Origin of the sequence: Streptomyces sp. S465 (assembly GCF_026898115.1) — a bacterium.
Lineage (GTDB): Bacteria > Actinomycetota > Actinomycetes > Streptomycetales > Streptomycetaceae > Streptomyces > Streptomyces luomodiensis.
In genome coordinates, this window is the sequence record NZ_CP114036.1 from 8,746,186 (window position 1) to 8,761,391 (window position 15,206).

A 15,206-nucleotide genomic window follows, 5' to 3' on the forward strand; every position below is an offset into this window, starting at 1 on the left:
ATGCCGTACGAGGTGTCGTGGCGCTTCCGCGTCATCGCCATTCAGGCCATGGTCCGGCGCCGCAGGGAAGCGATGTCCTGGTCCAGGGCGGCCTCCAGGTGGGTCAGCCGGCCCGTCGACATGAGGATCGGCACTCCGCCTGGATACCGGCCGGCAGCGCTGTCGCACTGGTGTCGGCGTCCAGGTCGGCGTCCACCTCGTGCGGATGTCGTAAGGCCATCCGTGCAGCCTGCGGGCCGCGGGCGTCCGTGTGTGCCAGGACTGTCGCACAGGATTCGTCACCGATCACATAGGTGACGGGATGCGGCGTGTGGTCGCCGTCGCGCCAAGTGGGTTCGGGGGCGGGGGAGTTGGGGCCGCGCGGCGGGACGTTCGTCGTCGACACGACGAAGCCGCTGGTGCCCACGTACGGGGACGCCGTGGGCGGGTCATTCCGTACCCTGCGCCCATGACGTCGGGCGCCGCTGAGAGAGTCCATCCGCGAGAGCTGTGTTGCGCGACGTCGTGGGCGACGCGGGCCACCCCGGACCCGACCGCGCGGCGCGGACGCTGATGGTGCTGCGCGACGGAGCGATGCTGAGCGGGTGCCTCGATGACCACCGGGACATCGGGGATACGCTGCGCGAAACAGCGGAGAACCTGCTGAATGCGTGAGGGAGTGCCGATGGCCGAGGACGAACTCCACTACCAGGACGCGACCGCGCTGGCGGGGCTGATCGCCAGACGGCAGGTGTCCGCGGTGGAGGTGATGCGGGCCCATCTGGACCGCATCGAGGCGGTCGATCCGAAGGTCAACGCCATGGTGACGGTGCTGGCCGAGCAGGGACTCGCCGCGGCACGCGCCGCGGACGAGGCGGTGGCGGCCGGTGACGCGGTGGGTCCGTTGCACGGTGTGCCGTTCACCGTGAAGGACGCGCTGGACGTGGCGGGAGCGGTGACCACACGCGGCTCAACGCTGTTCCGGGATCGTGTTCCCACCACCGACGCGACCGCGGTGGCACGGTTGCGGGCGGCCGGTGGGATTCCGCTGGCCAAGACGAACCTGCCGGAGTTCTCCTACTGGACCGAGACCGACAATCCGCTGGTCGGCAGGGCCCGCAACCCCTGGGACGGCGAGCGGACCCCGGGCGGCTCCAGCGGTGGCGAATCGGCCGCGATCGCCGCCGGGATGTCGCCGCTGGGGCTGGGCAGCGACGTGGCCATCTCGGTGCGCGGCCCGGCTCACGACACGGGCATCGTCGCCCTGAAGGCGACCCGGGGGCGGATACCGATCACCGGGCACTGGCCCGAAGTTCCCCGTCGCTACTGGCATGTCGGCCCGATGGCCCGCAGTGTGCGGGACATCGCGGCCGCCTTCCGGGTTCTCGCCGGGCCCGATGGCGCCGACGGGTACGTACGCCACTCGCCACCGTCGCCGCCGTCGCCGCCGTACGGGGACGGCGCGCGGGACCTGGCCGGGATGCGGGTGGGCTGGGCGAGCGATCCCGCGTTCGGCCCGGTGGAGCGCGAGGTGACCGCCACGGTCTCCGCCGCCGCGGACGCGTTGCGGGAGCTGGGCTGTGTGGTCGAGCCCGCCCCGCCGGCCGGGCTGGAGGCGATCGACTGCACCGCGTTGAGCGCGGTGCTGTACACCGCCGAGGTGGTGCCGTACTTCCGGCAGGTGGTGGCCGGCCGCGCATCCGATGTGCACCCGGTCATCCAGCGGACGCTCACCGCACCCGAGGTGACCTCGGCCGACTACCTCGCCGCACAGCGGCAAGTGGAGGCGCTCAGCTCGCTGTTCGCCGGGTACTTCGAGCGCTACGACGTACTGCTGTGCCCGGTGTGCCCCATCCCCGCGCCGCCGCACGCCCAGTCGGCGTTCCAGGTCGGCGACGTGACCGTAGAAGCACGCGGGATCATGCGGGCGACCGTGCCGTTCAACCTCACCGGTCTGCCGGCGCTGTCGTTGCCGTTCGGGGCCACCGCCGCCGGCCACCTGCCGATCGGCGTCCAGCTCGTCTCCCGTTGGTACGACGAGGCCACCATCCTGCGCCTGGCCGCCGCGCTGGAAACGGTCAGTCCCGTCCGGCACCGCCACCCCGACCTGGTCTGACGCGCGCTCAGCCACCGGCCGGCGGGGCGCCGGTGGTCCCCGTACGTCCCCGTCGGCGCGGCCCCGGGCCGGCTCACCGACCCGCAGCGCCCCGCCCGCAGCAGCGATCCGATCCCGAAACCGCACGGAGCACCAGGTGGGCGCTGCTGCTGTGCACGGCGGACCCAGCGGACGGACTCAGCGGACTCAGCGGACCGTCGGGGCCGGCGGCGTGACCGCCTCGCCCAGCTCGGCAGCGGCCTGGGCGACGAGCTCGGAGAAGGTGGCGTCCGGGTCGGCCAGCCAGCGGGACGTGGCGCGCCGGGAGATCGCTATCGCCACGTCGATGATGAAGCGTGCCTGGCCGGGCTCGACGCCGCGGCGCTCGAGCGCCCGCGTCAGCGCGTCGGCGATGTCGGCGAGCTTGATCAGATCGCGTTCGGCCAGTGCCGGGTTGGCGGCGATCACCGTGGCGCGGCGCAGCAGGAACGTGCGCGGGCGGAAGATCTCGTCGGCGGTCCCCAGCGCGGCCAGCAGCGTCTCGAAGGGCGTGAGGTCCGGGTCGGCCGCCTCGACCTGGGCGACGAGGTGGGCCTCGAGCTCCCTGCCGGCGAAGAGGACTTCCCGCTTGTCGGGGAAGTAGCGGTAGAAGGAGCGCTCGGTCAGACCGGCGGCGCGCGCGATCTGCGCGACCGAGGTGCGTTCGAACCCCTGCCTCTCGAACAGCTCGAGCGCCGCGCGCTCAAGCCGACCCTGTGCGTCGGACTCCCATCGTGGCATGCCCACCAGCATATGACAGCAGACGCTGTCATCACGATGCTATGGTCTGATGACAACAGATGCTGTCATCATCAGGACGGGAGATCGTCATGAAGGCTCTTCAGTTCGACCGATTCGGATCCCCGGACGTGATCGTGCTCCGCGACGTCCCGCAGCCGGAGCCGGGACCCGGCCGGATCCGGATCGCCGTGCGGGCGTGCGGCCTGACCCCGGCCGACTGGGCGGTGGTCGACGGCCTCTTCGGCGACCAGCTGCCGCCGCTGCCGCGCGGGCTCGGTCTCGAGGTCGCGGGCACCGTCGACGCGCTCGGTGAGGGCGTCATCGGCGTCGAGATCGGCGACCGGGTGTTCGGCCCGGCGATCTTCAACGGCCCGACGGCCGGGGCCGCCGAGTATGCGCTGATGGAGGCCTGGGCCCACATTCCCGAGGGCGTCACCGCCGAGCAGGCCGCCGCGCTGCCGATGGCGGCCGAGACGGCGTGGCGCGCGCTCGACGACCTCGGCGTCCAGCCGGGTGAGCTGCTGCTCGTCCACGGCGCGGGCGCCACCGTGGGTGAGGCGGCGGTGCGCCTCGCGCTGCACCGGGGCGTCCGGGTGATCGCCACCGCCGGGCCGACGCGGGCCGCCGCCCTGGAAGAGATCGGTGCCCAGGTGACCGGCTACGGCAACGGCATGGCCGAACGCGTCGCCGCACTGGCCGGAGGCCGCGTCGACCGCGCCCTGGACACGTCCCCGACCGGCGGCCGGATCGACCGCGCCGACCAGGCCAGCCCGGCCGGCGGTTCGCTGCCGACCCTGATCGAGCTGACCGGGGACCCCGACCGCGTCCTCACCGTCTCCGACTTCGCCGCCGCGGCCGAGCTGGGCACCCGGACCACCAGCATCGACATGCGCTACGACCTGATGGGCGAGTTCGCCCGGCTGGCCGGCGAAGGCGTCCTGGCCGTACCGGTCGCCCGCACCTACACGCTCGACCAGATCCAGGAGGCGGCCAAGCTCAGCCAGTCCCGCCGGCCCGGCGGCAAGCTCATGCTCGTCCTGTGATCGCGCCACCGGCCGGGTCAGGCGAGACGTATCCGTCGCGGAACAGGGCCGGGTCTCGCCTCCACGTCGTGGGCCGCCACCTGCGTCAGACGGGCATCTGCGCCTCCGGCGGTCATGCCCTGGCCGCCGCCGCGGAGGCATGTGCACTGGACGGGCGGCACGGTGTCGAGGGCTACGAGTACTACCGCACCGACCTTGGTGCAGGGCGCCGGCGACGGGAGGCTCGCGCAGCCGCCGGTGACTACGGCGACGCGCGGCGTGGTGCTGCTTCAGTGCACCGGCCGCCGGCGCGCCACCCCGGCGCGGCCGGCGGCCGGACATCGGCGCGCCGGTCACGCCCGGCCGACCCGGTCACGCCCGGCCGGGTCGGTCACGGTCGCGAGTGCGGGTGGCTCAGCGCAGTTCCTGGATGCGGATCTGGTTGCCGGCCGGATCGCGGAAGGCGCAGTCGCGGACGCCGTACGGCTGCTCGGTCGGCTCCTGGATCACCTCGGCGTCGGCGGCCTGCACCTTCTCGAAGGTGGCGTTGAGGTCCTTGGTGGCCAGGAGGATCCAGCCGTAGGTGCCCTTGGCCATCATCTCGGTGATGGTGCGGCGTTCGTCGTCGGTGATCCCCGGGTCGACGGCCGGCGGCGCCAGGAGGATGGACGTGTCGGGCTGGCCGGCGGGGCCGACCGTGATCCACCGCATCGCGCCGCTTCCGACGTCGTTGCGGACCTCGAAGCCGAGGATGTCGCGGTAGAAAGCCAGGGCGGCGTCCGGGTCGTCGTGCGGGAGGACGCTGGTGTGAATGGTGATGTCCATGGCCGTCACGCTAGCCGCGGCCCGTGGCCCGCGCTTCTCGATTCCTGATCGGTCTGGTCACCTGTTTCGCCAGGCAGGGCGGCATCCCCGCGGTCGCGCGCGCCGCCTCGCGCCGGTAGACGCTGGGCGGCATACCGACCAACTCGGTGAAGCGGGTGCTGAAGGTGCCCAGTGACGCGCAGCCGACCGCGAAACAGACCTCGGTCACGCTGAGGTCGCCTCGGCGCAGCAGCGCCATCGCGCGCTCGATCCGCCGGGTCATCAGATAGCCGTACGGCGACTCGCCGTAGGCGGCCCGGAACTGGCGGCTGAGGTGCCCGGCCGACATGTTCACGCCGCGGGCCAGCGCCTCGACGTCCAGCGGCTGGGCGTACTCCCGGTCGATCCGGTCGCGGACGCGGCGCAGCCGCGCGAGGTCGCGCAGCTGCTGCGCTGCGGTGGGTCTGCTGGTCACCTGCGCGATCGTGCCACGTCGCGGCGGCGTTGCCCAGTGCCGGAGTTGTCCGGTTTCCAGCGGAAAGAGTGCTGTACAGGCCATACATTTGTAAGCTTTACGTCATGAGCGCGCGGTTGGCTTTGCTCGCCTCGGTGGCCCCTGGTGTCACGGAGAGTGAAGTCTTCCGGCTGGCCCTCCACCACGCCGCGGCAGAGCTGGGTGCCCTGGGCGGAACCGTCCATCTGCGTGGTCCCATGTCCGCGCTGCGGCTGGTCTCGTCGGTCGGTCTCCCCTCCGCCCTCACCCGTACCTGGGAGATCATCGACCAGGAGGGTCCGTCGGCTCCGGCCCGTGCCCTGCGCCGCGGCACGGGTGTGTGGGTGCCACCGGAGTCCACCGAACCGCCACCGGAGTCCGCCGAACCGCCATCGGAGTCCACCGAACCGCCACCGGAGTCCACCGAACCCGCCGAGGCCACCGGCTCCAGCGGTCCCGCCGCGGCCCGGTGGCCTGCGACCGGCCTGGCCGCCGTGCCGTTCTTCAGCGGGGAACGCAGTATCGGTGTGCTCAGCCTGGTCATGGCCGAGCCCGGCCCCGAGCAGTGGGACTTCCTGCGGTCCGTGATCGCCTGGCTCGAGGAGCGCATGGGCCAGGCGCCGCCGCCCGCCCGGCCACCGCAGGAGGAACACGGTGGCGACCGTCTCCGGCAGGCGCTCAAGGCGGTCAAGGTCGGCTCCTGGGAATGGCACATCCAGACCGGCGATCTGATCTATGACGAGGCCGCCATGGAGCTCTACGGCATCCGGCCGGAGGACTTCACCGGCCGGATCGAGAACTGGATGGGCGTCATCCACCCCGACGACCTGCCGCCCACACTGGCCGCGGCGCAGCGGGCGATCAGGGATCACGGCGTGTACGAGGCCGAGTACCGGGTGCGCAAGCTGGACGGCACATGGGGCTGGACCCGGGCGCGCGGCCGGGCGACGTACGACGACCACGGCGATCCGGTCCGGATGGTCGGCATGGGGTGGGACAGCAACGAGTCCCGTTCGGCCCGTGACGCCCTCAGCAGGGCGCTGCGGTACATGAGTGACGGCTTCCTGGCCGTGGACGAGGAATGGAAGATCATCTTCGTCAACCTGGAAGCCGAGCGGACGCTGGGTTTCTCCGAGGAGGAGCTGTTCGGGCGGGTGCTGTGGGAGCTGCCCGCCGTGCGCCAGGTCCCCGACCTGGAGCAGCGTTTCCGGCAGGCCGCGGCCGCCGACGAGTCCATGGGGTTCGACGTGACGATGCCGGACACCGGGCGCTGCTACCACGTACGGCTCGTCCCGGGGCCCGACGGCCGCACCCTCTACCTCACCGATGTCACCGAGCAGCGGCGGCACCAGGAGGAACGCCGGGCGGCCGAGCGCGCCGCGGCCCAGCGCGCGGCCCGTATCGCCGAGCTCACCGCGGGCCTGTCCAAGGCGATGACCTCGGGGGACGTGGTGGACGCGGTCGCCACGCGGGTGCTGCCGCCGTTCGGCGCCGGGGGCCTGCTGATGCAGGTCATCGAGGAGAACCGGCTGCACGCCGTGGGATCCGTCGGCTACTCCGACGACTTCCTCGCCACGGTCGACGACCGCCCGCGGACATCTCGTGATCCGGCCTGGGAGTCGGTTCTCAGCGGTGTGCCGATCTTCCTGTCCTCCGTCGAGGAGTACGTCACCCGCTACCCCGACCTCGCCGACCTGCCGGGGCGGGGCGGCAAGCGCGCCTGGGCGTTCGTGCCGCTGATCGCCTCCGGGCACACCTTCGGGGTGTGCGTGGTCGCCTTCGACGAACCACGCCGTCTCACGGACGAGGAGCGCACCCTGCTGACGGCGATCTGCGCGCTCGTCGCCCAGGCCCTGGAACGCGCCCGGCTCTTCGACGCCGAGCACACCCGGTCGCGTGAACTACAGCGCAGCCTGCTTCCGCACGCCCTGCCCCAGCTTCCCGTGTGCAGCTCCGCCGCCCGCTACCTGCCCGCCGGACAGGGCACGGACGTGGGCGGGGACTGGTACGACGTCATCCCGCTCTCCGGCGGCCAGGTCGCGCTCGTCGTCGGCGACGTCATGGGCCACGGTCTTTCCGAGGCGACGACGATGGGCCGGCTGCGCACCGCCCTCCACACCCTGGCCGACCTCGAACTGCCCCCCGACGAGATCATGGGCAACCTCAACGACATCGTCGGCGACATGCCCGAGGAGTCGTACGTGACCTGCCTGTACGCGCTGTACGACGCCACCGCGAAGACCTGCTGCATCGCCTGCGCCGGGCATCCGCCACCCGCCGTGGTGCGTCCGGACGGCCAGGTGTACTTCCCGGACCTGGACATCAACCCGCCCCTGGGCGCCGCGGAGCCACCCTTCGAGACATCCGAGGTGGCCGTTCCCGAGGGCACCCTCATCGTGCTCTACACCGACGGCCTGGTCGAGTCGGACAACCGTGACATCGACACGGGTATGGCCGACCTCGCCCGGCTCCTGCGCGCCGCGCACCAGGACGGCATCGTCCACGGCGGCGACCTGGAACGCCTCTGCGACGTCCTCACGGCCGAACTGCTCCCGGCCGTCACGCCGATGACCGACGACGCGGCGCTCCTCGTCACCCGGCCGCACGCCCTGCCGGACGACAAGGTGGTGTCCTGGCCGCTGCCCGAAACCCCGCAGGCCGCGGGGCAGGCCCGCCGGTGCGTACGTGAGCAGCTGTCGCTCTGGGGCCTGGACGAACTGACCCCGACCACGGAGCTGCTGGCCAGTGAGCTGGTGGGCAATGTCGTACGCCACGCCAAGGGCCCGGTCCGGCTGCGCCTGCTGCACACCGCCGGGCTGGTCTGCGAGGTCTTCGACGGCAGCCTGACCATGCCCCGCATCCGCCGTGCGACGGAGACCGACGAAGGCGGCCGGGGACTCCAACTCGTCACCGCCCTCTCCCAGCGCTGGGGCACCCGCTACACGCCGATGGGGAAGTGCATCTGGACGGAGCAGGCACCGCTGGGCCCGGACAAACGGCCGGACCGGCGGGTCGACCCCTTGGAGTTCATGTTCCCGACCGTGGAGGACTTCGGCCTGTGAGGCGGTGACCCGCCCCGGCCGCCCCGCGGTCAGCCGGTGGCGGCGGGCGGCCTCGCGCACGTGCCGCAGCGGGGGAGCCGGTGGACGGCGATCGTTCATCCGCGCACACCGGGAACAGACCGCGATGCCCGGCTGTTGGGGCACTACGACGAGATGTGCGTACGGCGCGAGGGAACGGAGGTGCGGCACATGCGATGCCCGTGCCCCGCCCGCGTCGTGAACCCGCGCCGCCGGATCCGCCTCCACTCCCGGCCGCACATCGATCTCCAGCGGGTGGCCGGCGCGCTCTGTCGCGCCTGACCCTCCCCCAGCCGCCGGCCGGGGGACCGCGTCCCGCCGCGCTCGCCCGCCGCCGTGCCCTCCGCGCTTCCCAGGAGGGCCGGCCCTCTTGGTACGGACCTTCAGGAAGGCACCCACCTGTGTCCACGACACCCTCTTCCCCGCTGCACCTCGCCGTCGCTCTCGACGGGACCGGCTGGCATCCCGCCTCCTGGCGCGATCCGGTGGCCCGGCCCCGGGACCTGTTCACCGCCGGGTACTGGGCCGATCTGGTCGCCGAGGCCGAGCGCGGTCTGCTCGACTTCGTGACCTTCGAGGACGGCCTCGGCCTCCAGTCCACCCACCGCCTCCAGCCGGACGACCGCACCGACCAGGTCCGCGGACGCCTGGACGCCGTCCTCCTCGCGGCCCGTATCGCCCCGCTGACCCGGCACATAGGGCTGGTCCCGACCACGGTGGTCACCCACACCGAGCCGTTCCACATCTCCAAGGCCATCGCGACCCTCGACTACGTCAGCACCGGACGGGCCGGTCTGCGGGTGCGGGTCACCGCGCGCCCGAACGAGGCCGCGCACTTCGGCCGCCGTACGATCCCCCGCCTCGACGACTACGAGAGCCCGGCCGCGCGGGAGGTGCTGACCGACCTCTTCGACGAGGCCGCCGACTACGTGGAGGTGGTGCGCAGGCTCTGGGACAGCTGGGAGGACGACGCGGAGATCCGGGACACCGCCACCGGCCGCTTCATCGACCGCGACAAGCTGCACTACATCGACTTCGAGGGCAGGTACTTCACCGTGAAGGGCCCGTCCATCACCCCCCGCCCGCCGCAGGGCCAGCCCCTCGTCAGCGCCCTGGCGCACCGGACCGTCGCCTACCGGCTGGTGGCCCGCCAGGCCGACATCGGCTACGTCACCCCGCACGATCCCGGCGAGGCCCGCTCGATCGTCGCGGAGATCCGTGCCGAGCAGGAGGCGGCCGGCCGGGCCGGCCGGCCCCTGCACATCTTCGGTGACCTCGTGATCTTCCTCGACGACGACCCGGCCGCCGCGACGGCCCGACGTGAGCGGCTCGACGCCCTCGCCGGATACCCGTACGCCGGCGACGCCCGCGTCTTCACCGGCACCCCCGCCCAACTCGCGGACACGCTACAGGAGTTGCGGTCCGCGGGGCTGAGCGGTTTCCGGCTGCGTCCGGCCGTCCTCGGCCACGACCTCCCGGCGATCACCCGGGAGCTGGTCCCCGAACTCCAGCGCCGGGGAGTCTTCCGCCGCGCCTACGAGGCCGACACCCTGCGCGGTCTGCTGGGCCTGGCCCGCCCCGCCAACCGCTACGCCGCCACCGCGACCGCCTGAGCCGGAGGGACACCGAACGACCATGAGCAAGCCGCTGAAGCAGATCCACCTGGCAGCCCACTTCCCCGGCGTCAACAACACCACCGTGTGGAGCGACCCGGAGGCCGGCAGCCACATCGAGTTCAGCTCCTTCGCCCACTTCGCGCGCACCGCCGAACGCGCCAAGTTCGACTTTCTCTTCCTCGCCGAGGGGCTGCGGCTGCGCGAACAGGGCGGGAAAATCTACGACTTGGACGTCGTGGGCCGCCCCGACACCTTCACCGTGCTGGCCGCGCTCGCCGCCGTCACCGAACACCTCGGCCTGACCGGCACGATCAACTCCACGTTCAACGAGCCCTACGAGGTCGCCCGGCAGTTCGCCAGCCTCGACCACCTCTCCGGCGGCCGCTCCGCGTGGAACGTCGTCACCTCATGGGACGCCTTCACCGGCGAGAACTTCCGCCGCGGCGGATTCCTCCCGCAGGAGGAGCGCTACTCGCGGGCGAAGGAGTTCCTGGCCACCGCGGGCGAACTCTTCGACTCCTGGCGCGGCGACGAGATCCTCGCCGACCAGGCCGGCGGCACCTTCCTGCGCGACGCGAAGGCCGGGTCGTTCGTCCACACCGGCCGGCACTTCGACATCGAGGGCCAATTCGACGTGCCCCGCTCCCCGCAGGGCCGCCCGGTCATCTTCCAGGCCGGTGACTCGGACGAGGGCCGCGAGTTCGCCGCCTCCAGCGCCGACGCCATCTTCAGCCGGTACGCCACCTTGCAGGACGGCCAGGCCTTCTACACGGACGTCAAGAACCGGCTGGCCGCGTACGGCCGACGCCACGACCAGCTGCTGATCCTGCCCGCCGCCACCTTCGTCCTCGGCGACACCGACGCCGAGGCCGAGGAACTGGCCAAGGAGGTGCGCCGCCAGCAGGTCAGCGGGGCCACGGCCATCAAGCACCTGGAGTTCGTCTGGAACCGGGACCTGTCCTCCTACGACCCGGACGGCCCGCTCCCCGACGTCGACCCGGATGTCGGCGAGGACCACATCGCCCGGGGCCGGGCCCAGGTGCGCATGTACCGCGACCCGCTGGCCACCGCCCGCGAGTGGCGGGAGCTCGCCGCCGCCAACAACTGGTCCATCCGCGACCTCATCATCGAGACCGGCAACCGGCAGAGCTTCATCGGCTCCCCGGCCACCGTCGCGAAGACCATCAACGACTTCGTCCAGGCCGACGCGAGCGACGGTTTCATCCTCGTCCCGCACATCACCCCCGGCGGCCTCGACGGCTTCGCCGACAAGGTCGTGCCGCTGCTCCAGGAACAGGGCGTCTTCCGCACGGAGTACCAGGGCCCGACCCTGCGCGACCACCTCGGGCTCGCCCATCCGGACGACGCGCGGGACGAGCGGGTGGCGTCGTGACGCGGTGACACGTGGTTCCGGGTGGTGACCCGGATGCCCCGCACCGTACCGCCGGTGCGGGGCACGGTGTCAGCCGAGCTTGAGCAGCAGTTCGGAGAGCTCGGCCGGCATGGTGATCATGCAGTCGTGGCCGGTCGCCAGTTCCCACACCTGTGCCGGGGTGCCGTTGGGCTGGATCGCGGGGACGGGGCGCCGGTCGAAGCCTTCCGGCTTGTTGGCGACGCAGTGGATGTGCGTCCGCGGGATCGTGCGCGCGGCCGGATTGTCCAGCCGGACCGGCTGCTGGAGGCAGCGCACCGGCTGGTCCGACAGCATCGTGCGCAGCCAGGCGACGTCCGCCGGGTCGGTGACCCCGAACAGGCCGGCCGGCGGCGGCATTTCCGGCAGCGGCGGAACCCGCCAGCCGCTGTCGGACTTCGTGGCGAGATCGATCAGGGACTGGGTCACGGGCATGACATCGGCCGCGGTCTCGCCGTCCTCCGGGACCATCGCGTCGAGGTAGACCAGCTGTGCGATCCGCTCCGGGACCTGGTTGGCCACGGACGAGATGACCAGCCCGGCGTAGCTGTGTCCCACCAGGACCATCTCGGTGAGGTCTTCCTCGCTGATCAGCCCGACGATGTCGTCGACGTGCGTGTTCAGCCCCACCTCGGGGCTGAGCAGATGTGCCTTGTCGCCGTAGCCGGTCAGCGACGGGGCGAACACCCGGTGCCCGGCCGACGTCAGCAACGGGACCACCCGGTCCCAGCACCGGCCGCTGTGCCAGGAACCGTGCACCAGCAGATACGTAGACATGATCGCGCTCCTTGCCGTGGTCGTCGGCGCTGGGTCGTCCGCGCCGGGGACGTGGAAACCGTCCTCGGACGACCACGTTGCCGCCCGGGTCCTGACCGAGCGAGGGTCCCCGCGATCCTGGGGGTGACAGGACCAGGCACGCGCGCGGTCGCGCGGATTACAGTGCCCAGATGACCGACGAACCGAACCTGCTGGGCGATTACGTGCGCGCCCGCCGCGAGCTCGTCACCCCGGACCAGGTCGGCATCCCCGTCCTGGGGGTACGGCGCGTGCCGGGGCTGCGCCGGGAAGAGGTCGCGATGCTCGCCGGCATCAGCGCCGACTACTACCTGCGCCTGGAACAGGGCCGCGACCGCAACCCCTCGGTGCAGGTCCTGGAGTCGCTCGCCCGCGTGCTCCAGCTCGACGACGCCGCGACGGCACATCTGCTGCGCCTCGGCGCCGGCCGACCCCGACGGCGCCGGCGCCGCCCCCGCAAGGAGACCGTCCCCGCCGGCATCGCCCAGCTCGTCGCCATGCTCCCGCTCCCTGCCTGGGTCGAGGGCCGCTACTTCGACGTCCTCGCCGCCAACGCCCTGGCGACCGCTCTGTCACCGCGCCTCGCGGTGGGGGCCAACCGGCTGCGGGACGTGTTCCTCGACCCCGCCGAGCAGGCCCTCTACCCGGACTGGGAGAAGACCATCGCGAGCATGGTCGCCAGCTTCCGCGAGTCCGTCGGCACCGATACGGACGACCCCCGGTTCATCGAGCTGGTCGGCGAGCTCTCGCTCGCCAGTCCCCACTTCAGCCGGCTCTGGGCCCGCCATGACGTACGGGTGTGTGAAGGCACATCCATACGGGTCGACCACCCCCAGGTCGGTGGCCTTCAGCTGCACCGGGAGCGGCTGGGCATCGACGGTGCCCCGGGCCAGCGGCTCGTCGTCAACCACCCGGACCCCGGCAGCGACGACGCCGACAAACTGGCACTCCTCGCCTCCGCCACGCGGACACCGGCTCCCCACCAGGAGGCGACGGCACGGCCGTCCGCGCCGGATCAGCGGTGTGCGGGCAGGGTGATGCCGTAAGCCCGCATCTTGCGGTAGATCGTGGTGCGTGAGATGCCGAGCCGCTGGGCCGCGAGCAGCTTGTTGCCGTCGGCCTCCAGCAGCGCCGCCACCAGGGTGTCGCGCTCCGCGGTCTCCCAGGCGCTCAGCGACCGGTGGCCGGCGGCGTGCAGGGACGGCGGCAGGTCGCGGGATTCGACGCGGTAGGTGCGGCGCCCCGCGGCGGCCTTGCGCAGCACGGACTCCAACTGGCGGACGTTTCCCGGCCAGTCCTGCCGGCGCAGCAGCGGCAGTACGTCGGGAGCGCACTCCACTCCCGCGTCGACGCGCCGCAGCAGGGTTTCGACCAGCGCCGGCAGATCGGCCAGACGGTGTCGCAGCGGCGGTACGGTGACCGCCTCCGCGAAGCAGCGCAGCAGAGCGTCCGGTTCCTCGGGAGTGTGGACCAAGGTGGCCACGATCCACGTGCCCCGCGCCGCCGCGGCGGACAGCGCCTGGGCGACGGCCGGAGCCTGCGCGGTGGCCACGGCGTCGAGGTGGCGCAGCACCAGGGTCCGGCCGGGGCCGGCGGGCGCGGAGCCCAGCGCGTGCGGCAGTCCGTCCGGGAGGGGCGCGTCACCCGGACCGGTGGCCTCGTCCGCGTACCGGGAGTCCGCGTACCGGGAGTCCGCGTACCGGGAGTCCACGTGCTGCGGGTCCGTGTACCGCGGGTCCGCGTACCGGGGGTCCGCGGCGTCGACGACCACCGGCGCCCAGGCCGCCCCGGCGAACGCGTGTGCCGCGCGGGCCAGAGCGGACTTCCCCGTGCCGGCCTCGCCGTAGATGAGCAGCGGCACCCGGTCACGGGCGCAGCGCGCCGCCGTGCGGGACACGGTGTTCCACGCGGGATCGGTTCCGGCCAGTCCGGGCAGCGGGCACGGCCTGGTGGGCCCGCCGCCCGGTCCGCCCTGCTTACCCGGTCCGCCGGGGGAGCGGCTCCCCGCCGTCCGGTGCGGTTCCTCCGCCGCCGGCGAGTCGTCGAAGGTCAGGTCCAGCAGATAGCCGGCCTTGCCGGCCGGGCCGTCCACCCGGCGGCAGCGCACCAGCACGGACTGGCCACCGGTCAGCTGCACCCTCCGGCGGGTGCGTGGGGCGTGGTCCAGCTCGGCCGCGGCCTCGTGCAGCAGCCGGTGGTCGTCGCCGGTCAGCCGTCCCGCCGCGGCGGAGTTGGCGAGCAGCAGATCCTGGCCGAGGCAGAGCACGGGCCGGCTGCCGTAGTGGGTCGCCTGCCGGAACGCCTCCAGCAGGGCGTGCTCACACGTGGTGCCGAACTCGTACAGCATCCGCTCGACGTCGTCGGCGGCCTCCTGCGCCAGGGCGGCCATCAGCGAGCCCGCCGGGCCGTTCCAGCAGGTCAGGTTGATGGCGCCCTCGACCCGCCCGCTGATCGGATTGCGGATCGGGGAGGCCGCGCAGGAAACCTTCTGGAGGCGCTCGTTGAAGTGCTCGGTGCCCAGCACCACGGAGGAGCGGCGCTCCTCCAGTGCCATTCCGATGCCGTTCGTGCCGACGAACTGCTCCGCGTAGCTGAATCCGGGCGCCAGCTTCACCCGGTCCAGATGGGCGGACAGCCGCGCCTCCCCGACGCGGCGATCGCGCACCCAGCCCTTCCGGTCGGTGACGATGACACACACGTCGGAACCGGCCAGCGTCTGCTCCAGCCGGTCCAGCACGGGCGCCGCCGCACGGATCAGGCGGCTCTCCCGGTCGTAGTCCGGCTGATAGGGAACGGTCACCTCGTCGATGCCGATCCCCAGGTGCTTGCAACGCTGCCAGGAGTCGCGGATCTTCTCGGGCACGACCGAAGCCGGTGGTTCCGCGCTCTGGAGGAAGTTCAGGCGTGCCCGTGCGATGTTCTGTTCCCGCGCTGTGATGTCCATGGGCGAGGTGTCTCCGGGGGAGTGTTTCAGCCATATTACGAACGCCCGGCTTGAACGCAAGATCTCTCGCAACAACAGCGGAATCGACATGCGGGGCCCGCTCCGGCGGCAGCACGCCCCCGTGTTCCACATTGAAAAAGTCGACGGCGCCGGTCGCCCCCACGCTGATGGACATGGCGGACCGCAG

At 72.3% G+C, this 15,206-nt stretch carries 13 protein-coding genes; 8 read left to right on the top strand and 5 right to left on the bottom strand.

Annotation, left to right across the window (positions count from 1 at the left end; all coding sequences use genetic code 11):
* Positions 1-489 precede the first annotated feature (489 nt).
* Both N6H00_RS36900 and N6H00_RS36905 read left to right on the top strand, forming a co-directional pair.
* Positions 490-654 carry a hypothetical protein gene (locus tag N6H00_RS36900; RefSeq protein WP_268976229.1) on the top strand — a complete coding sequence of 55 codons (165 nt, stop codon included), beginning with the start codon at positions 490-492 and terminating at the stop codon, positions 652-654.
* A gap of 10 nt (positions 655-664) precedes the next feature.
* Entirely contained in the window at positions 665-2,095 is a 1,431-nt protein-coding gene (locus tag N6H00_RS36905) for an amidase (RefSeq protein ID WP_268976230.1), read from the top strand.
* Positions 2,096-2,281: 186 nt separating this feature from the next.
* Here N6H00_RS36905 and N6H00_RS36910 read toward each other — a convergent pair whose 3' ends face one another.
* Entirely contained in the window at positions 2,282-2,854 is a 573-nt protein-coding gene (locus N6H00_RS36910; protein ID WP_268976231.1) for a TetR/AcrR family transcriptional regulator, read from the bottom strand.
* An 89-nt stretch (positions 2,855-2,943) separates the two neighbouring features.
* On the opposite strand from N6H00_RS36910, the gene N6H00_RS36915 reads away from it, so the two are divergent.
* Positions 2,944-3,897 (top strand): NADP-dependent oxidoreductase, encoded by a 954-nt coding sequence (locus N6H00_RS36915; RefSeq protein WP_268976232.1) that lies wholly within the window; start codon positions 2,944-2,946, stop codon positions 3,895-3,897.
* A gap of 393 nt (positions 3,898-4,290) precedes the next feature.
* On the opposite strand, the gene N6H00_RS36920 is transcribed toward N6H00_RS36915, so the two are convergent.
* Positions 4,291-4,701, bottom strand: a complete 411-nt coding sequence (locus tag N6H00_RS36920) for a VOC family protein (RefSeq protein WP_268976233.1) — start codon at positions 4,699-4,701, stop codon at positions 4,291-4,293.
* Between the two features lie 10 nt (positions 4,702-4,711).
* Complete coding sequence (locus N6H00_RS36925) at positions 4,712-5,155, bottom strand: helix-turn-helix transcriptional regulator (protein ID WP_268976234.1); 444 nt, start codon at positions 5,153-5,155, stop codon at positions 4,712-4,714.
* Between the two features lie 104 nt (positions 5,156-5,259).
* Here N6H00_RS36925 and N6H00_RS36930 point away from each other — a divergent pair, with 104 nt between their 5' ends.
* From N6H00_RS36930 to N6H00_RS36940, 4 genes are all read left to right on the top strand, one after another.
* Positions 5,260-8,235 carry a SpoIIE family protein phosphatase gene (locus N6H00_RS36930; RefSeq protein ID WP_268976235.1) on the top strand — a complete coding sequence of 992 codons (2,976 nt, stop codon included), beginning with the start codon at positions 5,260-5,262 and terminating at the stop codon, positions 8,233-8,235.
* 189 nt (positions 8,236-8,424) lie between these two features.
* Positions 8,425-8,535 carry a putative leader peptide gene (locus N6H00_RS40285; RefSeq protein ID WP_329618595.1) on the top strand — a complete coding sequence of 37 codons (111 nt, stop codon included), beginning with the start codon at positions 8,425-8,427 and terminating at the stop codon, positions 8,533-8,535.
* A gap of 119 nt (positions 8,536-8,654) precedes the next feature.
* Positions 8,655-9,866: an LLM class flavin-dependent oxidoreductase gene (locus N6H00_RS36935; RefSeq protein WP_268976237.1), complete on the top strand. Its 1,212-nt coding sequence runs from the start codon at positions 8,655-8,657 to the stop codon at positions 9,864-9,866.
* 22 nt (positions 9,867-9,888) lie between these two features.
* A complete protein-coding gene (locus N6H00_RS36940) occupies positions 9,889-11,262 on the top strand; it encodes an NtaA/DmoA family FMN-dependent monooxygenase (RefSeq protein WP_268976239.1) in 1,374 nt (457 codons plus the stop codon).
* A gap of 69 nt (positions 11,263-11,331) precedes the next feature.
* On the opposite strand, the gene N6H00_RS36945 is transcribed toward N6H00_RS36940, so the two are convergent.
* Positions 11,332-12,057, bottom strand: a complete 726-nt coding sequence (locus N6H00_RS36945; protein ID WP_268976240.1) for an alpha/beta hydrolase — start codon at positions 12,055-12,057, stop codon at positions 11,332-11,334.
* Positions 12,058-12,227: 170 nt separating this feature from the next.
* Between N6H00_RS36945 and N6H00_RS36950 the strand changes: the two genes are divergently transcribed.
* Positions 12,228-13,121 carry a helix-turn-helix domain-containing protein gene (locus N6H00_RS36950; protein WP_268976241.1) on the top strand — a complete coding sequence of 298 codons (894 nt, stop codon included), beginning with the start codon at positions 12,228-12,230 and terminating at the stop codon, positions 13,119-13,121.
* Here the strand turns inward: N6H00_RS36950 and N6H00_RS36955 are convergent.
* Positions 13,091-15,019 carry a sigma-54-dependent Fis family transcriptional regulator gene (locus N6H00_RS36955; protein WP_268976242.1) on the bottom strand — a complete coding sequence of 643 codons (1,929 nt, stop codon included), beginning with the start codon at positions 15,017-15,019 and terminating at the stop codon, positions 13,091-13,093. The two genes, N6H00_RS36950 and N6H00_RS36955, sit on opposite strands and share 31 nt — an antisense overlap.
* Between the last annotated feature and the right edge of the window lie 187 nt (positions 15,020-15,206).